The 19,281-nt window shown below is 59.8% G+C and carries 20 protein-coding genes and 4 tRNA genes; 7 read left to right on the top strand and 17 right to left on the bottom strand.

The genetic code is table 11. The annotated features are described in order from the left end of the window. Window positions 1–109: 109 nt before the first annotated feature. The 8 genes from murB to FBY04_RS07755 all read right to left on the bottom strand — a co-directional run bounded on the left by murB (window position 110) and on the right by FBY04_RS07755 (window position 6,957). The gene (gene murB, locus FBY04_RS07790) at window positions 110–1,129 is read right to left on the bottom strand and encodes a UDP-N-acetylmuramate dehydrogenase (protein ID WP_145314905.1); all 1,020 of its coding nucleotides are present in this window, start codon (window positions 1,127–1,129) and stop codon (window positions 110–112) included. Further along, window positions 1,126–1,590 (bottom strand): low molecular weight protein-tyrosine-phosphatase, encoded by a 465-nt coding sequence (locus FBY04_RS07785; protein ID WP_084323822.1) that lies wholly within the window; start codon window positions 1,588–1,590, stop codon window positions 1,126–1,128. Before FBY04_RS07785 ends, murB begins: the two co-directional genes overlap by 4 nt. Next, window positions 1,590–2,354, bottom strand: a complete 765-nt coding sequence (gene kdsB, locus FBY04_RS07780) for a 3-deoxy-manno-octulosonate cytidylyltransferase (RefSeq protein ID WP_145314904.1) — start codon at window positions 2,352–2,354, stop codon at window positions 1,590–1,592. The genes FBY04_RS07785 and kdsB overlap by 1 nt, the downstream gene beginning before the upstream one ends. Beyond that, the gene (locus FBY04_RS07775; RefSeq protein ID WP_007945752.1) at window positions 2,351–2,536 is read right to left on the bottom strand and encodes a Trm112 family protein; all 186 of its coding nucleotides are present in this window, start codon (window positions 2,534–2,536) and stop codon (window positions 2,351–2,353) included. The genes kdsB and FBY04_RS07775 overlap by 4 nt, the downstream gene beginning before the upstream one ends. A 23-nt stretch (window positions 2,537–2,559) precedes the next feature. After that, window positions 2,560–3,570: a tetraacyldisaccharide 4'-kinase gene (lpxK, locus tag FBY04_RS07770; protein ID WP_145314903.1), complete on the bottom strand. Its 1,011-nt coding sequence runs from the start codon at window positions 3,568–3,570 to the stop codon at window positions 2,560–2,562. Next, window positions 3,570–4,001, bottom strand: a complete 432-nt coding sequence (locus FBY04_RS07765; RefSeq protein WP_084323819.1) for a biopolymer transporter ExbD — start codon at window positions 3,999–4,001, stop codon at window positions 3,570–3,572. The genes lpxK and FBY04_RS07765 overlap by 1 nt, the downstream gene beginning before the upstream one ends. Continuing rightward, on the bottom strand, window positions 3,998–4,636 hold the full coding sequence (locus tag FBY04_RS07760; RefSeq protein WP_167362937.1) for a MotA/TolQ/ExbB proton channel family protein: 639 nt from the start codon (window positions 4,634–4,636) through the stop codon (window positions 3,998–4,000). Before FBY04_RS07760 ends, FBY04_RS07765 begins: the two co-directional genes overlap by 4 nt. A 98-nt stretch (window positions 4,637–4,734) precedes the next feature. Then, complete coding sequence (locus FBY04_RS07755; protein ID WP_145314902.1) at window positions 4,735–6,957, bottom strand: DNA internalization-related competence protein ComEC/Rec2; 2,223 nt, start codon at window positions 6,955–6,957, stop codon at window positions 4,735–4,737. Between the two features lie 135 nt (window positions 6,958–7,092). Between FBY04_RS07755 and FBY04_RS07750 the strand changes: the two genes are divergently transcribed. After that, window positions 7,093–7,611, top strand: coding sequence for a DUF2062 domain-containing protein (locus FBY04_RS07750; RefSeq protein WP_084323816.1), 519 nt, complete (start codon window positions 7,093–7,095; stop codon window positions 7,609–7,611). An 85-nt stretch (window positions 7,612–7,696) separates the two neighbouring features. Here FBY04_RS07750 and FBY04_RS07745 read toward each other — a convergent pair whose 3' ends face one another. The 4 genes from FBY04_RS07745 to FBY04_RS07730 all read right to left on the bottom strand — a co-directional run bounded on the left by FBY04_RS07745 (window position 7,697) and on the right by FBY04_RS07730 (window position 10,865). Beyond that, the gene (locus FBY04_RS07745) at window positions 7,697–8,476 is read right to left on the bottom strand and encodes an ABC transporter permease (protein ID WP_008152390.1); all 780 of its coding nucleotides are present in this window, start codon (window positions 8,474–8,476) and stop codon (window positions 7,697–7,699) included. Then, window positions 8,473–9,405: an ABC transporter ATP-binding protein gene (locus tag FBY04_RS07740; protein WP_084323828.1), complete on the bottom strand. Its 933-nt coding sequence runs from the start codon at window positions 9,403–9,405 to the stop codon at window positions 8,473–8,475. Before FBY04_RS07740 ends, FBY04_RS07745 begins: the two co-directional genes overlap by 4 nt. A 133-nt stretch (window positions 9,406–9,538) precedes the next feature. Further along, the gene (locus tag FBY04_RS07735; RefSeq protein WP_084323829.1) at window positions 9,539–10,162 is read right to left on the bottom strand and encodes a glutathione S-transferase family protein; all 624 of its coding nucleotides are present in this window, start codon (window positions 10,160–10,162) and stop codon (window positions 9,539–9,541) included. 43 nt (window positions 10,163–10,205) lie between these two features. Beyond that, a complete protein-coding gene (locus tag FBY04_RS07730) occupies window positions 10,206–10,865 on the bottom strand; it encodes a transglutaminase family protein (protein WP_145314901.1) in 660 nt (219 codons plus the stop codon). A 243-nt stretch (window positions 10,866–11,108) separates the two neighbouring features. Here FBY04_RS07730 and FBY04_RS07725 point away from each other — a divergent pair, with 243 nt between their 5' ends. Continuing rightward, entirely contained in the window at window positions 11,109–13,556 is a 2,448-nt protein-coding gene (locus FBY04_RS07725) for an acyl-CoA dehydrogenase (protein ID WP_084323831.1), read from the top strand. Between the two features lie 74 nt (window positions 13,557–13,630). Beyond that, complete coding sequence (locus FBY04_RS07720) at window positions 13,631–14,038, top strand: PA2817 family protein (protein ID WP_027924016.1); 408 nt, start codon at window positions 13,631–13,633, stop codon at window positions 14,036–14,038. A 174-nt stretch (window positions 14,039–14,212) separates the two neighbouring features. Here FBY04_RS07720 and FBY04_RS07715 read toward each other — a convergent pair whose 3' ends face one another. Further along, the gene (locus FBY04_RS07715; protein ID WP_145314900.1) at window positions 14,213–15,211 is read right to left on the bottom strand and encodes a LysR family transcriptional regulator; all 999 of its coding nucleotides are present in this window, start codon (window positions 15,209–15,211) and stop codon (window positions 14,213–14,215) included. Window positions 15,212–15,302: 91 nt separating this feature from the next. Here FBY04_RS07715 and FBY04_RS07710 point away from each other — a divergent pair, with 91 nt between their 5' ends. The 3 genes from FBY04_RS07710 to FBY04_RS07700 all read left to right on the top strand — a co-directional run bounded on the left by FBY04_RS07710 (window position 15,303) and on the right by FBY04_RS07700 (window position 17,434). Next, window positions 15,303–15,929, top strand: coding sequence for an alanyl-tRNA editing protein (locus FBY04_RS07710; RefSeq protein ID WP_145314899.1), 627 nt, complete (start codon window positions 15,303–15,305; stop codon window positions 15,927–15,929). Between the two features lie 91 nt (window positions 15,930–16,020). Next, complete coding sequence (locus tag FBY04_RS07705; protein ID WP_084323833.1) at window positions 16,021–16,791, top strand: 2OG-Fe(II) oxygenase; 771 nt, start codon at window positions 16,021–16,023, stop codon at window positions 16,789–16,791. A 1-nt stretch (window position 16,792) separates the two neighbouring features. Continuing rightward, window positions 16,793–17,434, top strand: a complete 642-nt coding sequence (locus tag FBY04_RS07700; RefSeq protein ID WP_084323834.1) for a LysE family translocator — start codon at window positions 16,793–16,795, stop codon at window positions 17,432–17,434. Window positions 17,435–17,548: 114 nt separating this feature from the next. Here FBY04_RS07700 and FBY04_RS07695 read toward each other — a convergent pair. The 4 genes from FBY04_RS07695 to FBY04_RS07680 all read right to left on the bottom strand — a co-directional run bounded on the left by FBY04_RS07695 (window position 17,549) and on the right by FBY04_RS07680 (window position 17,963). After that, a tRNA-Gly gene (locus tag FBY04_RS07695) sits at window positions 17,549–17,624 on the bottom strand. A 3-nt stretch (window positions 17,625–17,627) separates the two neighbouring features. Then, a tRNA-Glu gene (locus FBY04_RS07690) sits at window positions 17,628–17,703 on the bottom strand. 104 nt (window positions 17,704–17,807) lie between these two features. Further along, window positions 17,808–17,883 (bottom strand) — tRNA-Gly (locus FBY04_RS07685). Window positions 17,884–17,887: 4 nt separating this feature from the next. Continuing rightward, window positions 17,888–17,963: transfer RNA gene (locus FBY04_RS07680), tRNA-Glu, on the bottom strand. Window positions 17,964–18,356: 393 nt separating this feature from the next. Here FBY04_RS07680 and FBY04_RS07675 point away from each other — a divergent pair. Continuing rightward, window positions 18,357–19,115: a hypothetical protein gene (locus FBY04_RS07675; RefSeq protein ID WP_174602694.1), complete on the top strand. Its 759-nt coding sequence runs from the start codon at window positions 18,357–18,359 to the stop codon at window positions 19,113–19,115. Window positions 19,116–19,281 lie beyond the last annotated feature (166 nt).

Here is a 19,281-nt window from a genome sequence, read left to right as displayed (position 1 = left end):
GGAGCAAATGCTTGCATCGTTAGGTGGCTAAGTTAACCCAGCATTAACAAAAAAGCCCTGCACAATCGAAGATGTGCAGGGCTTTGAGATCAGTCTTGAAAGCGTAGCCTCAATACCGATTGGGCTCCATTTCCAGGTCGACGTGGAAACGTTCGGAAATGTCTTTTTGGATACGCTGCGCCAAAGACAGCAACTGCAGGCCTGTCGCGCCTCCGTAGTTGACCAGCACCAGCGCCTGCAATTTATGCACGCCTGCGTCGGCCTCGCGGAAACCCTTCCAGCCCGCTCGCTCGATCAGCCAGCCCGCGGCCAGTTTCATCTGCCCATCGGGTTGCGCGTAAGCCACCAGGTCCGGGTACTCGCCTTTGAGCTGAGCGACCAGCGCGGCCGAGACCAAGGGATTCTTGAAGAAGCTGCCGGCATTACCGAGCACCGCCGGGTCCGGGAGTTTTTCATTGCGGATGCTGCAGATCGCCTGGCTGACGTCGGTAGCCGTCGGCTGATCGATGCCTTGCTCGGTCAGGCGCTGACGCACCGGGCCGTATTCCAGATGCAGATGCGCGGCGCGATCCAGGGCGAACCGAACCCGCAGGATCAACCAGCGTCCCGGCTCCTGTTTGAACAGGCTGTCACGGTAAGCGAAGTTACACTCGGCCAGCGTGAAGTCCCGCAACTCGCCCGTCTGGCGATCCAGAGCGGTCAGGCCGGCGAACACGTCCTTGATCTCCACCCCGTAGGCACCGATGTTCTGCATCGGTGCCGCGCCGACGGTGCCGGGGATCAGGCTGAGGTTTTCCAGCCCCGACAGCCCCTGCGCCAGCGTGTGTTGAACGAACGGATGCCAAGGCTCGCCGGCCTCGGCTTCGATCACGACTTTGTTGCCGTCGTCGCTCAGGATACGAATCCCGCGTGTCGCCATGCGCAGCACCAGCGACTGGATATCAGCGGTCAGCAGCAGATTGCTGCCACCGCCAATCACCAGCAGCGGCACGTCATGTTCCGCCGCATAGGCCAGCGCTTCACGCACGTCGGCATCGCTGTGGGCTTCGGCAAACAAACGCGCCTGAACGTCCACGCCAAAGGTATTGAACGGTTTTAGCGAAACCCGGGGTTGAACCTGCAAACTCATATCCGGCCCTTCAATTCGATCACCAGCAAGTCTGTCGCGCGCTCGATGAGGTCCAGCACGTACTCGAACCCTTGGTCACCGTCGTGGTACGGGTCAGGCACTTCATCGACATCCGACTGGTAGCGACGCAGGAACAGGTCCAGCTCAGCCTTGCCTTTGGCCGGTTGCATCGACTTGAGGTTGCGCAGGTTGCTGTGGTCCATCGCCAGGATCAGGTCGTACGTGGCGAAATCGGCGCGGGTCACTTGCTGGGCGCGCTGCATGGACAGGTCGTAACCGCGCAGTTTGGCCGCCGCCTGGCTGCGCTGGTCCGGCGCCCTGCCGACATGCCAGTCACCGGTGCCGGCGGAGGCCACTTCGACCTGATCGGCCAGCCCCGCTTCCCGCAGTTTATGTCTCAGCACGCCTTCGGCCGTCGGCGAACGGCAAATGTTGCCCAGACAGACGAACAAAACCCGCATCAGGCCTCCAGCAGGCGACGAACGCGCTCAAGGTCTTCGACGGTGTCGACGCCGGTGGGCGGTGCGATCAATGCGTCGGCGACGTGAATTCGCACGCCGTGCCACAGGGCACGCAACTGTTCCAGGGATTCGGTGTTTTCCAGCCAGCATGGGCCCCAGCTGACGAAGTCATGCAGGAAACCGGCGCGGTAGGCATAAATGCCGATGTGGCGACGGTACGGCACGCCTTCCGGCAGCACTTCGCGATTTTTCGCGAACGCGTCCCGGGCCCACGGCAACGTCGCGCGACTGAACGTCAGCGCCAGGCCATTGAGGTCGCTGACGACCTTGACCACGTTGGGGTTGAACAGGGTTTCAACGTCCTCGATCGGCTCGGCCAATGTGGCCATGCGCGCTTCGGTGTGGGCGGCCAGGTTGGCGGCAACCTGATCGATCACGCTCGGCGGGATCAGCGGTTCATCCCCCTGAACGTTGACTACGATGGCGTCAGGCGCCAAACCGAGTTTCGCGGCGACTTCGGCCAGGCGATCAGTGCCGGAGTTGTGATCTTCGCGGGTCAGCACCACTTCGGCGCCAAACGCGTTGCATGCCTCGACAATGCGCGTGTCATCAGTGGCAACCACCACGCGCTCGGCGCTGCTTTTGCTCGCCTGTTCCCAGACGTGCTGGATCATCGGCTTGCCGGCGATCAGCAACAGCGGTTTACCCGGCAGGCGGGTGGAGGCGTAGCGCGATGGAATGACAACGGTGAAGGCTGTGGTCATTTATCCAGACGCTCGTCAGTGGTCAGGGTGCGGGCCTCTGTTTCGAGCATTACCGGGATGCCGTCGCGAATCGGGTACGCCAGGCCGGCGCCCTTGCTGATCAGCTCGGTTTTGTCGGCGCTGAGCTTGAGCGGGCCTTTGCAGACCGGGCAAGCGAGGATGTCGAGCAATTTGGTGTCCATGAGCATTCCCTGGATAAAGCGGTTTAAGGCAAAAGACGAGCCGGCAACAGGCGCATCAGCTGCGTATCGAACCAGGCCACGAAGGCCGGTGATGGCGCAGCATCGACCGCCAGGTACCACCAATCGGCGGCGGCGAAGGCACGGCACTTCACCGCATCCTTTTCGGTCATCACCAACGGCAATGACGGTGTGAAATTCAAGGCCTGCACGCTGTACTCGGCGTGGTCGGCAAATGCATGCGGAACTGGCTGCCAGTGTAGCGTTTCGAGGGTCGTGAAGAAACGCTGCGGATTGCCGATTCCGGCCACGGCGTGCAGCGCCTGGCCTGGGGGGAAGTGATCGAGGGGACGGCGTTCGCCGCTGCGCAGATTGACCAGTTCGGTGGGTTGCAGCTGGAAGGCAAAACCGCTGTCGCGATCCTCCGAGGCGCCGTTGTACAGCACCGCGTCAACGCTTTGCAGGCGTTCGACCGGCTCGCGCAACGGTCCGGCAGGCAGGCAACGCTGGTTGCCCAGGCCTCGGGCAGCGTCGATCAACACCAGTTCAAGGTCCCGCGCCAACCGGTAATGCTGCATGCCGTCGTCGGACAGGATCAGGTCCAGCGGCTCGCTCGCCAGCAACGCTTTCACGGCGCTGCTGCGGTCCGGGTCAATCATCAACGGAACGCCGGTGCGCTGGACGATCAACAGCGGCTCATCGCCCGCCACATCGGCGCTTTGATCGGCTTCGACGCGCCATGGCAGTTGCGGCGGTTTGGCGCCATAGCCGCGGCTGACCACGCCCACCCGCAAACCGCTGCGCTGGCAATGCTGGATCATCCACAGGATCAGCGGTGTCTTGCCCGTACCGCCCACGGTGATATTGCCGACGACGACCAGCGGCACCGGCGGCTGATAAATATCGCCCTCACCCGCCAGAAAGCGTTTGCGCTTGGCCGTAACCACACGGCGATACAGCCACTCCAGTGGCTGCAACAGCCTCAGGGCCGGATGACCGTCGTACCACGCTGCGAGCAAGCGATCGGACATGGCCATCAGGGCGCGGGCGGCGCCGCCTCGACTGTGGTCATGCGCAGGTGACTGAAGCCGAGTTTGCCGGCGGCGTCCATGGCGGTGATGACCGACTGATGCTGGGTCTTGCCATCCGCGCTGATGGACAACGGCAGGTTGGTGTCGCCGCTGGATTCTTTCTGCAACGCTTCCATGAGCGTGGTCAGGTCGTTCTTCTGCAAGACCTGATTGTTCACCGAGAACACGCCTTCGGCACTGATGGCGACGTCCAGGTGTTTGACCTGCTGGTCTTCGGCAGGCGAACCACTGACCGCTTCCGGCAGATCGACGCGTAACTGGGTTTCCCGGGTGAAGGTGGTGGTCACGACGAAAAACAGCAGCAGGATAAACACCACGTCGATCAACGACGCGAGGTTGATGTCCACCGTTTCCCGCGGTTTGCGGCGGAATTTCACGCTTTTTTGCCCTCAGCCAGGTCTACGTCACGATCCCCCTGCACCACCTCGACCAGCTTGATCGCTTCCTGCTCCATGCCCACCACCAGTTCATCGATGCGGCGTTGCAGGAAACGGTGGAAGAACACCGCCGGGATACCGACCATCAGGCCGGCAGCCGTGGTGATCAAGGCCTTGGAAATACCACCGGCCAGCACGGCGGCGTTGGTGCCCATGCCCGTGCCCATGAACGCGCTGAAAATATCGATCATGCCCAGCACCGTGCCCAACAGCCCCAGCAACGGCGCCATCGCGGCGATGGTGCCGAGGGCGTTGATGTAGCGCTCGAGCTCGTGAATCACTCGTGCAGCGGCCTCTTCGATGCACTCCTTCATGATCTCGCGACCATGCTTGGAGTTGGCCAGGCCCGCCGCCAGAATCTCGCCCAACGGCGAGTTGGCACGCAGTTCCTTGAGTTTTTCTTTATTGAGCTGCTTGTCCTTGATCCACACCCAGACCTGTCCGAGCAGATGCTCCGGGGTCACACGGCTGGCACGCAGGGTCCAGAGACGCTCGGCGACGATCGCCATGGCCGCGATGGAACTCAGAATGATCGGCAGCATCATCCAGCCGCCGGATTTGACCAATTCCCACACAGTGACAGTCCCCTCGAAAAAGTGCGCCACTCTAACATAGGGGGGTGGCGCACCGAAGACCGTGATGTCGCATCCGGTCGGGCTTTAATAACGCGCGGTTATGGCGCGGCACGCCAGAAGCGCCGTTCCTGACGCATCGCCCACGCCGGCTCGAAGCGTCCGAGGTGCAGACGAATGGCACCCTGCTCGGCACTGTCATGGATCGCCATGCCGCGTTTCATATAACGGGCCATGACGGTGGGATGCGGGTGACCGAAGGAATTGCCATTACCACGCGAGATCAGCACCGCCGTGGGCTGCAACGCGGCGAGCAGTGCCATTGACGACGAACTGCGGCTGCCGTGGTGCGGCGCCTGCAACCAGTTGGTGGGCACGGCCAGCGGACTCTCGAGCAAGGCTCGTTCGGCGGCGCTGTCGATATCCCCCGTCAGCAGCAAGCGCTCGCCGTTGGCCTCGATCTGCAGGACACAGGATTGTTGATTGCTGTCCGAGGCGGAAGGCCATTGCCAGAGCTGAAACCTCACATCGTCCCACGTCCATTGCCGGCCACTCTCGCAGGCCTCGGCGTGCAGTTCGAGGGGCAACGCCTCAGGATCGCCGCTGAGCACTCGCGTCACCGGCAAGCCATGGGCAACCGCACGCGCGCCGCCAGCGTGATCGGCGTCGGCGTGACTGAGCAACATCAGGTCGAGTCCGCTCACGCCCAGTTTGCGCAAGGTGGGCAGCACCACTCGCTCGCCGAGGTCAAAGTCGCCGAAGCGCGGGCCGGTGTCATACAACAGCGTGTGATGGCGGGTTCGCACCAGGATCGCCAGCCCCTGGCCGACATCCAGTTGCCAGACTTCGGCGATTCCCTCCGGCAACAGTGGCCGAGGAGGAAAAACTAGCAACAGCAACAGCGGCCAACCCAGCGGGCGCAGTGGTACACCGCGCGGCATCAATAGCAGAAACGCGCCGAGAGTGCCTAGCGCCCATGCCCACAATGGAATCGCCACGGGTACCCACGCGGGCAATTGACCGGCCATCAACCCAAGGCCCTTGAACAGCCAGTCGATCAGCCCACCCGCCAACCAAAGCAACCCCTCGCCCACATAAGGCAGCGGCAACAACAGGGGTCCCAGCAAGGCCGGCGGCAATACCAGCAAACTGATCCAGGGCACCGCCAGCAGATTGGCGACCGGCCCGCTGAGACTGATCGGCAATCCGAGCACCAGCAGCAACGGGCCCAGGCCGATTGCGATCAGCCATTGGGCGCGGGTCCAGGTTTGCCACCATCGCCAAGGGCCGAGGCGCCCGCCGAAGGTGAAGATCAACACCGCCACCGCCGCGAAGGACAACCAGAAACCCGGTTGCAGACTCGCCAGCGGATCCAGCAACAACACCCCGTTGAGCGCCAGCAACAGCGGCCACCAGGCACCGAGGTGGCGAAATCGCAGGCGCCACAACAGCACCAGCCCGATCATCACGCAGGCTCGCCGCACCGGCACTTCGAATCCTGCCAGCAGTCCGTAACCGAGGGCAGCAGCGAATGCCAGTCCGCACGCCCATGGCAGCCACGGCAAGCGATTCGGCCACATACCGTAGCGAGCCAGCCCGGCGATCAGCAGATACACAACGCCAGCCAGAAGACCGACGTGCTGCCCGGAAATCACCAACAGGTGCACGGTGCCGGTGTCTTGCAGCACCTGCCAATCCTTGCGACTGAGCCCGGCGCCATCCCCCAGCACCAGCGCGGTCAACGCACCGGTTCGCCCCTGAGCGTCCACGGCTTGCAAGCGTTGTCGGATGCCGTCGCGCCAGGCCCAGCCGGCTTCAGCAAGGCGATGACCATCCTTGACGGTTCCGGTTGCACCGATGCGTTGCGCCAGCAGCCAGGCGTCATAATCGAAAGCATGGGGATTGAGCAGCCCGGCAGGACGCTTCAGTTTCACTGCCAGCCGCCAGCGTTCACCACTGTTGACCGGTGGTCCGTCGTACCAGGCCAGGCGCATCAGTGACGGCACCTTTGCCTGTCGCGACCGGGCATCTGTCAGTTCGAAACGCACAACCCCATCATTGTTCTGGGGCAATCCTGTCACCTGGCCTTCGACCCAACGGGTTTCGCCATCGAGATTCGCCGACAGTCGATCATCCAGCGCCCACTGCGCATTCGCGCCAGCCCAACTGAAGCCGAACAGGAAAAACGCCAATGGATAAGTCCTGAACGGCAGCAACATCAAACCCGTTACGGGCAACACCAGCCATAACCAGACCGGCGGTAATACCGGCAAAAAACGCAGGGCCAGCAGACCCAACGCCAGCGCCATCATCCCTGTGCGCATAAGCCCGTCCTTGAGAGTCCCCTCCTAGGCATAGCCGGCTCACGGCACGTGCATCGTTATTAATTGTCACAAAGTCTGAATGGGCGGCTCATAGAATCCAGACATACTTGCCGCCTTAACCGACCGAGAAGCCCTATGCCCCGGCGCTTATTCAAACGTTACATGCCAGACCCGATCAGCATCAGGGAACACAAATCCTTACGCTTTCTCGGCACGCTGCTGCATGACCCGAACCTCTGGCACCTCAACCGTCACTCGGTTGCGCGGGCCATGGCTGTGGGTTTGTTTGCGGCGTTTCTGCCAATTCCGTTGCAGATGCTGGTGGCGGCCATTCTCGCCATCGTCGTGCGGGGCAACATGCCGATTGCTGTCAGCCTGGTGTGGCTGACCAATCCGATCACCATGCCTGCGGTGTTTTTTTGTACGTATCAGACTGGGGCGTGGCTGATGGATGTGCCGGCTCGCCATCTGCCGGATGAGTTGACCTGGGAGTGGATCAGCGGCGAGCTCTCTACGCTGTGGCAGCCGTTTTTGCTGGGTTCGGTGGTGGTGGGGCTGGTGTTGGGTGCCCTCGCCTATTGTTTGGTGATGATGTATTGGCGGTGGTGGGTGAGTCGGCAGTGGGCTCGGCGGAAGAAAAAACGGATGTTGTGAATGTTAAAAAGGCCTCCTTGTCGGGAGGCCTTTTTTTCTGTGGGCTGGGGTACATATCCGTTACCGCGAAAACGGATATGTACACTTAAGTACGCATCCCCCGCCCACTCACCAACAACCGCGCACACCCGATATACAACACCACCGTCGCCACCAGCATGAACGTAATCGCCACACTGATCCGGATATCCGAAACCCCAAGAATCCCGTACCGGAACGCATTGACCATATGCAACACCGGGTTTGCCAACGACACCGTCTGCCAAAACGGCGGCAACAACGAGATCGAGTAAAACACCCCGCCCAGGTAAGTCAGCGGCGTCAGCACAAACGTCGGAATGATCGAAATATCATCAAAGTTGCGCGCAAACACCGCATTGATGAAACCCAGCAGCGAGAAGATCGTCGCCGTCAGCACCACCACCAGAATGGTCACGCCCAGGTGATGCACCTGCAATTGAGTGAAGAACAGCGACAACAGCGTCACGATGAGCCCGACCATCAACCCGCGCAGCACGCCGCCCAGGGTGTAGCCGATCAGAATCGTGTGCGGCGACACCGGCGACACCATCAACTCTTCGATGGAACGCTGGAACTTGCTGCCGAAGAAACTCGACACCACGTTGCCATAAGAGTTGGTGATCACCGACATCATGATCAGCCCCGGCACGATGTATTCCATATAGGTGAAACCACCCATGTCACCGATCTGCCGGCCAATCAGATTACCGAAAATCACGAAGTACAGAACCATCGTGATCGCCGGCGGCAGCAGTGTCTGCGGCCAGATCCGGGTGAAGCGCTTGACCTCACGGTAAACGATGGTATTGAGGGCGACGAGGTTAGGTTGCAGCTCCGAACTCATACCGCCACCTTCGACAGATTTTTCTCCACCAGGGACACGAACAACTCCTCGAGGCGATTGGTTTTGTTACGCAGGCTCAGCACTTCGATGTTTTGCTGCGCCAATTGGGTGAACAACGCAGTGATGCCCATGGACTTGTCGACCTGGACCTCAAGGGTATGACCGTCGAGCAACCGGGTCGGGTAACCCAGCAACTGCGGCGCAACGCTCAGCGTGTTTTTCGTGTCGAGCAGGAAGGTTTCCACATGCAGCTGGCCGAGCAGCTGTTTCATGCTGGTGTTCTCGACGATGGTGCCGTGATCGATGATGCCGATATTGCGGCACAACTGCTCAGCCTCTTCCAGATAGTGCGTGGTGAGGATGATGGTGATGCCTTTCTGGTTCAGCTCTGTCAGGAACGTCCACATCGAACGACGCAGTTCGATATCCACCCCCGCCGTCGGTTCGTCGAGGATCAGCAGGCGCGGTTCGTGAACCAGTGCGCGGGCGATCATCAGCCGACGCTTCATGCCGCCGGACAACGAACGCGAGGGCACATCGCGCTTGTCCCACAGACCGAGCTGGGTCAGGTACTGCTCGGCGCGTTCCTTGGCGATTTTCGGCGGGATGCCGTAGTAACCCGCCTGGGTCACGACGATGTCGAAGGTCTTTTCGAACTGATTGAAGTTGAATTCCTGGGGCACCACGCCGATGCAACGCTTGAGCGCCGCCGGCTCCTTGTCCAGGTCATGACCGAAGACGTTCACCGTGCCGCTGGTCTTGTTCACCAGGGTCGAGAGAATGCCGATGGTCGTTGATTTGCCGGCGCCGTTCGGGCCGAGCAAGGCGAAAAAGTCACCTTCGGCGACGTCCAGATCGATACCACTCAGGGCCTGGAAACCGTTGCCGTAGGTTTTGGTTAGCTGCCGGATGGACAGAGCGGAACTCATATCGGATTTATGCACCAAGAAGGGAAGAAAGGGATCAATGAGGGCGGGCGGCGAACAATACAACCGCGGCACATGAGCGCAATGGTGCTTGTCGCCGCCACACAAGTACAGTCAAGTGTGTCGATAGTGAGTATTAAGTCAACGCGGTCATGACGGCTTTCCTGTACGCCGGGCGCTGCTTCAGTCGCGCATACCAGGCTTGCAGATGAGGCTGCGGCGCACGCTCGATCGGCATCTCGAACCAGGCATAGATAAAGCTGCCGAGGGGGATGTCACCCATGCCGATTTCATCGCCGGACAAATACGGTTTGGCCGCCAGTGCCTGATCGGCCATCGCCAGCAAACCCTCGCACTCTTTGATCGCGGCGTTGATTGACGGCCAGTCCTGCTGGTCTTCCGGCGTGCGCAAGACTCCCCAGAACACAGTGCGGAACGGGCCGGCAAAACTTGAAGTGGTCCAGTCCATCCATTTGTCGGCTGTAGCGCGCGCTTGCAGGTTTTCCGGGTACCAGGCAGTGCCGCTGGCGTGGAGGGCCATCAGGTAACGCACGATGGCGTTGGATTCCCACAGCACGAAGCCGTCGTCCTCAATGACCGGTACGCGGCCGTTGGGATTCATTGCGCGGTACTCCGGCGTGTCGACGACTCCAAAGGCACCGCCCGCATCGATGGCCTCATAGGCCAGGCCCAGTTCCTCGGCGGCCCACAAAGGTTTTCTGACATTCGACGAGTTTTTCCGACCCCAGATCTTCAGCATGACCGCCTCTTTATGGATGAATGCGCAGGCAGCATACGCCGGATCAGGCGCGACTCAAATCGCTCTGCATGTCACCCAACAGCGGCGGCAGTTGTTCGCTGAACAGATGCGGGTAGCACTTTTCCAGGTGTCCGAAAAAAAACGTTTCCGGCACGTCGGTGAACTGGCCGTGGTCGATCAGGTATTCCATCAATTGCTCGCCGTCGCGATTGAAAGGGTGGAAAACACTGTCGTTGATCCCGTCGAATTCCAGCGGTGCAACGTTGAACAGTTCGCAGAGTTTCTGGTTGAACGCCGGTGTGGCTTTGACCCAGCGATCGTTCAGGTACAGCTCTGTATAACCATGCATGGCGAACACGTCGCTCTTGAGCAATTCCAGCAAACGCGGGGTCGACAAATGATTGCGCACATCCGCCAGACCGATCCGCGCGGGAATCCCGCAATGCCGGGCCGCGCCGGCCAGCAATGTGGCTTTGGGCACGCAATAACTTTCCCCGGCCGCCAGCGCATAACTGCCGCGCAAGGTGTCTGGATCGCGGCTGAACGTATAGGGGTTGTAACGCACGGCCTCGCGTACCGCGTAATAAAGATTGATCGCCTGCTCGAGCGGGTCGCGGTGACTGCCACGATGTTTTTCGGCGAACTCCACCACCGACGGGTGGTCACTATCGATGAAGCGGCCGGGACGCAGATACTCGTGCATGAGAATAATCTCCTGAGGAAGCCACGAGTCTAACGACAGGTTCAGCACAGAGATAACGACGTTTCGGCCAAACATGGACGCTTAGCCGCCCGCCCAACAAACGATCTGGCCGGTACCAACCGGTCCTGCGAAGCTCGTCGAAGTTTCCCACGATTTCAATCACATCGCTCTGACCACCCTGTTTTGCGGATGCCGTCTAAGCTCTGAAGGTTGTTTTTGCCCTTGTTTCACGGAGGATTAAATATGCTGCTGTTGTGGATACTGGTTCTGGTTGTCGGGATTGCGTATTTAGCCCACCGCCGTATCGCCCCGCTGCCCGCCCTGTGCATCGTTGCCGTTTATGTGGTGGCGATGGGCGCCTTCAGTCGCGCACCAGGCGGGTTGCTTCTGGTGCTGTGGGTGCTGATCGCGGCTGTCGCGGCGCCTTTGTTGCTGCCCGACCTGCGCCGTAAATACTTCAGCGCGCCGCTGTTCAGCTGGTTCCAGAAAACCCTGCCGCCGATGTCGCAAACCGAGCGCGATGCCATCGACGCCGGCACGGTGTGGTGGGACGGTGAACTGTTCAGCGGCCGGCCGGACTGGGACAAACTGCTGTCCTACCCGAAAGCTCAATTGACCGAAGAGGAACAGGCCTTCATCGATGGCCCGACCGACGAACTCTGCGCGATGGTCAGCGACTGGCAGATCGGGCAAGACATGGACCTGCCTGCCGAAGCCTGGGCCCACATCAAGGAAAACGGCTTCTTCGCTCTGATCATTCCCAAGGAATACGGCGGCAAGGGCTTTTCTGCCTATGCCCACTCCCAGGTGGCCATGAAACTGGCGACCCGCAGCGGTGACCTCGCGTCCACCGTGATGGTCCCCAACTCCCTCGGCCCGGCCGAGTTGTTGCTGCATTACGGCACCGACGAACAACGCAACCATTACCTGCCACGCCTGGCACGCGGCGATGACATTCCGTGCTTTGCCTTGACCGGGCCACTGGCCGGCTCCGATGCCGGCTCGATGCCCGACACCGGGGTCATCTGCAAAGGCGAATGGGAAGGCAAGGAAACCCTCGGCCTGCGGCTGAACTGGGAAAAGCGTTACATCACGCTCGGGCCGGTCGCCACCCTCCTCGGCCTGGCGTTCAAGGCGTATGACCCGGATCACCTGCTGGGCGATGAAGAAGACTTGGGCATCAGCCTGGCGCTGATCCCGACCGACACTGCCGGTGTTGAAATCGGCCGTCGCCATCTGCCATTGGGCGCTGCGTTCATGAACGGCCCGAACTCCGGCAAGGACGTGTTCATTCCGCTGGACTTCCTCATCGGCGGCCAGGACATGCTCGGCAAAGGCTGGATGATGCTGATGAACTGCCTGTCGGTCGGGCGCTCGATTTCGTTGCCTGCCGTCGGCACCGGCGCGGCCAAGTTCACCAGCCTGGTGACCGGCCAGTACGCGCAGATTCGCGAGCAGTTCAACGTGCCGTTGTCGGCGTTCGAGGGTATTCAGGAAGCCATGGCCCGTATTGGCGGCAATGCCTGGATGATGGACGCGGCGCGGATGCTCACTGCCAACGCAGTGGACCTCGGTGAAAAACCTTCGGTGCTGTCGGCGATTCTCAAGTATCACCTCACCGAACGCGGCCGCGAGTGCATCAGCCACGCCATGGACGTTCATGGCGGCAAGGCGATCATCATGGGGCCGAACAATTACCTCGGTCGCAGCTGGAATGGCGCGCCGATCTTCATCACCGTGGAAGGTGCGAACATCCTCTCGCGCAACCTGATGATCTTCGGCCAGGGGGCGATTCGCTGCCATCCCTTCGTCCTGAAAGAAATGGCCCTCGCCGGTCGTGAAGACAAGGATCAGGCGCTCACCGAGTTCGATGGCCTGCTGCTCAAACACATCGGCTTTGCCGTGAGCAATGCTGCCAGCACACTGGTGCTGAACCTTGGATTCGGTCACTTCGAACATGCACCGGGAGACAAGCTAAGCCAGGGTTACTTCCGTGCGCTCAACCGTCAGGCGGCTGCGTTCGCCATGCTCGCCGACTTGAGCATGATGCTGCTCGGCGGTGAACTGAAACGTCGTGAACGCCTGTCGGCGCGTCTGGGGGATGTGCTCAGCAACCTGTACCTCGCTTCCGCCGCGCTCAAGCGTTATCACGACCTTGATTCACCCGGGCACATGGCGCCACTGTTCAACTGGGCCATGGAAGAAAGCCTGGGTCAGTCGGAACGTGCGCTGGATGAATTGCTCACCAACTTCCCGAACAAGGTGCTGGGTTGCCTGCTGCGGGTGATCGTGTTTCCGTTCGGTCGCCGGCACAAAGGGCCATCGGACAAACTCGGTGCCGAAGTGGCCGCGGTGATAGGACGGGCCAAAGGCGATCCAACCCTCGAGGAGTTGCTGGGTGGTTGCTTCCGTCCGCAATCGGCCGATGACGCCGTGGGCGCCCTGCAACACGCCTGCGACTTGCTGGAGGCGACGCAGGCCGTGCGGAAAAAACTGCAGGTGGCGCTCAAAAGCGGTCAGGTCAAACCGGTTGCCGGGGAAAACGTCATCGATGCCGCGCTGGAAGCCGGGGTGTTGCAGCCGGCGGAAGCGCAGAAACTGCGTGATGCCGAAGTGGCGCGGCGCAAGGTGATCGATGTCGATGATTTCGACAAAGAAGAGCTGACGCTGGCGGCAGGAAAAGTCCGCTGATCCAGCCAGTCATGTAAAAAGGTGCGCGGGAGCTTTATACTCCCGCGCCCGTTTTGCTCTTGAGGACTTATCTCGTGTCCAACGTCGTTGCCGATCATCTCGTCTTGCTTGACCACTTGCGCAGCATCCTGGTCGCCGTGGGTGAGGCCGAACAGGTTCCCGAAGAAAGCCATGCCTTGTTCCTGGAGCGCTTCGATGAACTGCGTGCGTTGCTGCCGGTCGACCCGATCGAAAGCCAATACCTGGGCCAGGACATTCTGTGCCAGGTGATCACCCGTTACCCGCAAATCGCCCACCTGGTCCCGCGCGACCTGTTGTGGTACTTCGCCGGTGACTGCCTGCATTACATGCCCGATGATGAAATCGACTTGTATCAGGCGCTGGAAGAACGTCGCTTCGAAGCTGAACAGAACGATGAACCGTTTGACTGGAATCAGGAAAAACAGCTGCTGGCGATGTCGAACGATGACAGCAAGCACTGATTACTGATCAGAAATGCAAAAGGCCCGCATGATTATTCATGCGGGCCTTTTTTATGGCATTGCCAAGTGATGTGGCGGTTGTGACGCCGCCTTCGCGAACAAGCCCGCTCCCAGATTCGATCGGCGGCGTTCACACATCAAATGTGCGAGCGGGCTTGCTCGCGAAGGGGCCAGTCAAAGCAACCCATCACTCTCGGGCAACTCATACTCCGCCGCAACCTTACCCAGCGCACCGGGCTTCCCTGGCTTGCTCAGCGTCGGCTCCTTCTCCAGACACTCCACCAGATAATCGATCAACACCCGCAGCTTCGGCGGCAGATAACGGGTCGGAGAATGCAGCAGCCATGCACCGCCGTGGTACGACGCCAGAAACGTCCAGTCCGGCAGCACCTGCACAATCAGCCCCTGTTCCAGCGCATAACGCGCCGTGAAGTACGGCAAACTGCCAATCCCGATGTGCTGCAACACCGCCCCCAATCGCACACCGGTGTGATTGGCGGCATAACGCCCGCGCACACCGACGGTGACAGCCTTGGTGCCTTTCTTGAATTTCCATCGCGCATCGCTCGGCGTTTCGCCCAGGTAAATGCAGCTGTGATTGAGCAAGTCGTGGGGATGAGTCGGCGTGCCGTGCTCGGCGAGGTACTGCGGCGTTGCGCAGAGCAAATGGTCGATGGTCAGCAATTGCCGTCCCACCAGCCCGGCCGGAGGACGGTCGGTAATGCGAATCGCCAGATCGACGTTGTCATCGATCAAATCCACCTGACGGTCTTCGAGTAACAGCTCCACATCCACTTTGGGATAACGCCGCAGAAATTCCGGCATATGCGGATGAATCACGAATCGTCCTACGGCTTTGGGCACGCTGACTCGCACCAGCCCTTCCGCCTCATGGGTGAACTGGCCACTGATTTCCATCACTGATTTGGCCGCGCTCACCATCTCCTGGCAGCGCTTGAATACTTCCTCGCCACCATCGCTCAGCCGCAGCTTGCGCGTGGTGCGTTGCAGCAGGCTTGTGGCGAGCGCCTTCTCCAGACGCGAAATGCTGCGACTGACGGCCGAAGGTGAAGAGCCCAATTGACGCGCCGCTTCGGAGAAGCTTCCAGTCTCGACAACTTTGACGAAAATCGCCATTTCACCCAGCAACGGCAGTGGAAGATTTGTGCTCACGGTGCAACAGTCCTTTGATGTTTGAACGGATTATCACGCAATTCCACGATTCATATAATAAAAAACAGAATCTTTAATGAGGACATGGAATATGACGCTTCGCCTCTTTTTCCATAGTGATGACCTCAAGGCCAACGTGGAAGTACTGGAATGCACGCCTCACGAGAACGAGTTCGCCGTGGAGCTGCGCGCAACACTGTTTCACCCTCAGGGCGGCGGACAACCGTTTGACACCGGCTGGATAGGCGAAAGCCAAGTGCTGCGTGTGGTGCAGGATCCGGACCGGATCATCCATTTCGTCGATCGCCCGGTAAATCCCGGCATGATCCAGATTCGCATCGATGAGCCACGTCGTCAGTTCAATACGCGGATGCATTCCGCTGGCCATCTGATCGGCCATTTCGTACAAGCCATGGGCTGGATGCCGATCAAGGCTCATCACTGGCCGGGCGAAGGACGCGTGCAGTTCAAACCGACGGACTCCGCACAGGAAGTCGATGCCCCAACCGTCGGGTTCGGCATTGAACAGTGGATCGCCCATGACCTGCCGCGCCTGACATCGCTGCGCGAAGGCGCCCGGGAAATCGGTTTCGGTGAGCTGCCCGCCTACGGCTGTGGCGGCACCCATGTACGTAGCCTGAAGGATTTGGGCACGGTCACGATCGCTTCCGTTTCGCAGAAGAAAGGAACGCTGTCAGTCCACTACAGCGTGGATTGAGCAAGTAGGCGATGCCGATTCCGGCCTCGCCTTGCGCTGGGGAGCCTGCACTCGCGGGTTCCGTTGACTATCCGATAGATGGACCTTAACCATGATGCTTGACGTCGAGCGTCTCGATGAGACGTGCATAAAAAAACTGGCCAACGAAGAAGTCCTCGCCATCCGGGTCAAAGGCTTCCTGCCCCCGCCGCTGGCGATTCAGATCGGCGACAAGATTCTCGCACCCGGCTTTGAAGGCTATATCAACGCGCCGAGCATCGGTCGAATCGGCATGGCGTTTTATGAAGCGGAAAACCAGCCACTGCTGATCGAGGATTATTTCGAGCGCGCCACGCGCAACATCGCGGAATTACGCAATCGTTGCGCGCCCTATTCGTCCCCGGTCGACACCTTGCGTTGCATGCTCGATGAGTCCTGGCCCGCGGGTGCACATCTGGAAAACCTCTACGGTCGCAAGATGTATGTCGGACTGTCCCGGGTGGTGAAACCGGGCGTGTGTTTTCTGGCCCACCACGACATTTTCGCCAAGGACGCCCCGGACAGTTTTCAGGCGAAAAGCCTCGATGCGCAGTTCGCCTGCAATGTGTACCTCAACATGCCCACCGAGGGCGGCGCTCTGCAGATGTGGGACCACGACATTTCCCCGAACCAGTTCGACGAAATGCGCGGCGACAGTTACGGCATCGATCCCGCGCTGCTCGGCACTCCGGCCCTGGAAGTCTGTCCGGAGCCTGGTGATTTCATCATGTTCAATTCGCGCTGCATGCACTCGGTGACACCGGGTGTGGCCGATCCGCGCTTGAGCCTTTCATTCTTTGTCGGCTATCGCGGCAATGCTTCACCCCTTACGTTCTGGAGTTGAGATGCAGTATTCGAATTACCTGGGCGAGTTCCTGGCGCTGGCGACGATCCACTTCCTGGCCGTAGTCGCCCCAGGGCCGGACTTTGCGGTCACCATCCGCCAGAGCGTGCGTTTCGGTCGAGGGGTGGGGATTTGTACGGCGCTGGGCATCGGTGCGGGCATTTCCGTGCATGTGCTTTACACCCTGCTCGGCGTCGGCGCATTGATGCACACCACGCCCTGGCTGTTGACGGTGGCCAAGGTCGTGGGCGGCGCCTACATCCTGTACCTCGGCGTCAGCCTGTTGCGCAGCCAACCCAAATCGGTACTGGAGGGTGAAAAGGAAGCGGATGAACCGATGGTCAAGCAAACGCTGCTGAAGGCGTTCACCACCGGGTTCCTGACGAATGCCACCAATCCCAAGGCCACGCTGTTTTTCCTGGCGATCTTCACCACCCTCATCAGCGCCACGACGCCGCTCAACATTCAGGCGCTCTACGGCGTCTGGATGTGCTTCGTGAACGCGTTGTGGTTTGTGATCGTCGCGCTGTTCTTCTCCAGCAACCGGGTCCGCGTGCTATTCATGCGCATGGGGCACTGGTTTGAACGCACCATGGGGGTGATTCTGATTCTGTTCGCGGGGCGCCTGATCCTGTCGATGTAAAATAGCGCCCATGAAAAAGGCCCGCTCAGTCTGACTGTCGGGCCTTTTTGCTGGCTCGGATACAAATCACGCGCAAACAAAAACGCCGCTCAATGAGCGGCGTTTTTGTGAATTTGGAGCGGGAAACGAGACTCGAACTCGCGACCCCGACCTTGGCAAGGTCGTGCTCTACCAACTGAGCTATTCCCGCAAATGGCGTCCCCTAGGGGACTCGAACCCCTGTTACCGCCGTGAAAGGGCGGTGTCCTAGGCCACTAGACGAAGGGGACACGCTGCCCGGAACACATGGTGTGTGTTTCGGTGCCCAGAGCCGCATCCGAAGACTTGGTTCTGGTTTCACTCAGCCCTGCCCGAAAGCAACGCTGTTTAAAATTGGAGCGGGAAACGAGACTCGAACTCGCGACCCCGACCTTGGCAAGGTCGTGCTCTACCAACTGAGCTATTCCCGCATATTGGCGTCCCCTAGGGGACTCGAACCCCTGTTACCGCCGTGAAAGGGCGGTGTCCTAGGCCACTAGACGAAGGGGACACACGTACAACATTCACTCCCTACCGCGTTTCGCTGTGTGCTTTACGCTGTAAGTGGCGCGCATTCTATGGATGGATTGAGGGGTCGTCAACCCCCAGATATAAATTTATTTAAATCAATGACTTCGCCCTGCTTTGAGCGGTGAATACGGCTTTTTGGTCGTCCGGGGTTTGACGCCTATATTCTGACACCCGCCAAGACGTTATAGTCCACCCACGTAGCAGATGATGGCAATGTGCACCTCACACGCTATTACTTATATAAGCAGCGTTGCGGTCGATACAGACTGAAGGATGTTCGATCCAACCCGTCGAGCGGCCCTATGCGCTCCCATGCCAAGCCACTACACTCGCACGCGAATCCCATAAAGAGGTCTTACCGGTGACACCACTCATGATCACCCTGCTAGTCGTAGCCGGGATCGCACTATTGATCGCCATTGGGTACATGAACCATGTGGTGGAAAACAATAAACTGGAAAGGGCCCGCACCAAGGTTGAACTCAACGACCGACTGCGTCGCTGCGGCGAAATCACCGAAACTTTTCCTGGCCAGTTGATGACACCAGCTCTCAAGCTGCTGCTGACCCGTCTGGAACTGAACGTCTGCCAGCGCCTGTTGAACCTCGAAAAATCCAGCGCCAACCTCAAGGTGCGAATCAGTGAACTGAACACCCTGGTTGGCCAGGGCGAGTCGATCCCGATCAACAACCCGCCGGCACCGATACAGACCGAAGCCAAAGCCAAGGACGTACGCTTCCTGCTCGAAGCCCTGCACGGCCAGATCACCCGCGCGGCACAGGATGGCTTCCTGCCGACCAACGAAGCCAAACGCTGGATCCGCGAAGTTCGCCACATCCTGGTCCTGCTGCACATCGAGTTCTTCAACAACCTCGGCCAGCACTCCCTGCAACAGAACCAGCCTGGCCAGGCTCGCCTGGCATTCGAACGCGGCGTGCAGTACCTGCGTAAACAGCAGGAACCTCAGATCTACGCCGAACAGCTCGAATACCTGGAAAAACTCCTGGCCCGTGCAAACGCACAAGTCATGGACAACATTGCGCCAGTTGAAGGCGAAGTAAACCAGTTGACCGAAGGCCTCAAAGACGTCGAGGCGGATGCGGACTGGAAGAAGAAAGTGATTTACGACTGATCAGCACCGTTGAGAAGAAACCACCTGAAAAGGTGGTTTTTTTTGCGCTGAGTTTGATGGGCAATTAACTCCGAAAAAATGGTCGGCTGTCAGGCCGCCATCGCCAGCAAGCCGGCTCCTACAAGGTCAGCGTATGTCGGCGAGAACAGGTTGGCTGGCAGACCGT

The organism is Pseudomonas sp. SJZ080, assembly GCF_007828295.1.
Lineage (GTDB): Bacteria > Pseudomonadota > Gammaproteobacteria > Pseudomonadales > Pseudomonadaceae > Aquipseudomonas > Aquipseudomonas migulae_A.
The sequence above is the reverse complement of the archived record's forward strand: the minus strand, read 5'-3'. Positions and strand labels throughout refer to the sequence as shown.

Excerpts from the sequence above, each read along its gene's own strand:
- murB (WP_145314905.1), bottom strand. The coding sequence starts at position 1,129 with ATGAGTTTGCAGGTTCAACCCCGGGTTTCGCTAAAACCGTTCAATACC.
- FBY04_RS07785 (WP_084323822.1), bottom strand. The coding sequence starts at position 1,590 with ATGCGGGTTTTGTTCGTCTGTCTGGGCAACATTTGCCGTTCGCCGACG.
- kdsB (WP_145314904.1), bottom strand. The coding sequence starts at position 2,354 with ATGACCACAGCCTTCACCGTTGTCATTCCATCGCGCTACGCCTCCACC.
- FBY04_RS07775 (WP_007945752.1), bottom strand. The coding sequence starts at position 2,536 with ATGGACACCAAATTGCTCGACATCCTCGCTTGCCCGGTCTGCAAAGGC.
- lpxK (WP_145314903.1), bottom strand. The coding sequence starts at position 3,570 with ATGGCCATGTCCGATCGCTTGCTCGCAGCGTGGTACGACGGTCATCCG.
- FBY04_RS07755 (WP_145314902.1), bottom strand. The coding sequence starts at position 6,957 with ATGCGCACAGGGATGATGGCGCTGGCGTTGGGTCTGCTGGCCCTGCGT.
- FBY04_RS07750 (WP_084323816.1), top strand. The coding sequence starts at position 7,093 with ATGCCCCGGCGCTTATTCAAACGTTACATGCCAGACCCGATCAGCATC.
- FBY04_RS07745 (WP_008152390.1), bottom strand. The coding sequence starts at position 8,476 with ATGAGTTCGGAGCTGCAACCTAACCTCGTCGCCCTCAATACCATCGTT.
- FBY04_RS07740 (WP_084323828.1), bottom strand. The coding sequence starts at position 9,405 with ATGAGTTCCGCTCTGTCCATCCGGCAGCTAACCAAAACCTACGGCAAC.
- FBY04_RS07735 (WP_084323829.1), bottom strand. The coding sequence starts at position 10,162 with ATGCTGAAGATCTGGGGTCGGAAAAACTCGTCGAATGTCAGAAAACCT.
- FBY04_RS07730 (WP_145314901.1), bottom strand. The coding sequence starts at position 10,865 with ATGCACGAGTATCTGCGTCCCGGCCGCTTCATCGATAGTGACCACCCG.
- FBY04_RS07725 (WP_084323831.1), top strand. The coding sequence starts at position 11,109 with ATGCTGCTGTTGTGGATACTGGTTCTGGTTGTCGGGATTGCGTATTTA.
- FBY04_RS07710 (WP_145314899.1), top strand. The coding sequence starts at position 15,303 with ATGACGCTTCGCCTCTTTTTCCATAGTGATGACCTCAAGGCCAACGTG.
- FBY04_RS07705 (WP_084323833.1), top strand. The coding sequence starts at position 16,021 with ATGATGCTTGACGTCGAGCGTCTCGATGAGACGTGCATAAAAAAACTG.
- FBY04_RS07700 (WP_084323834.1), top strand. The coding sequence starts at position 16,793 with ATGCAGTATTCGAATTACCTGGGCGAGTTCCTGGCGCTGGCGACGATC.
- FBY04_RS07675 (WP_174602694.1), top strand. The coding sequence starts at position 18,357 with ATGATCACCCTGCTAGTCGTAGCCGGGATCGCACTATTGATCGCCATT.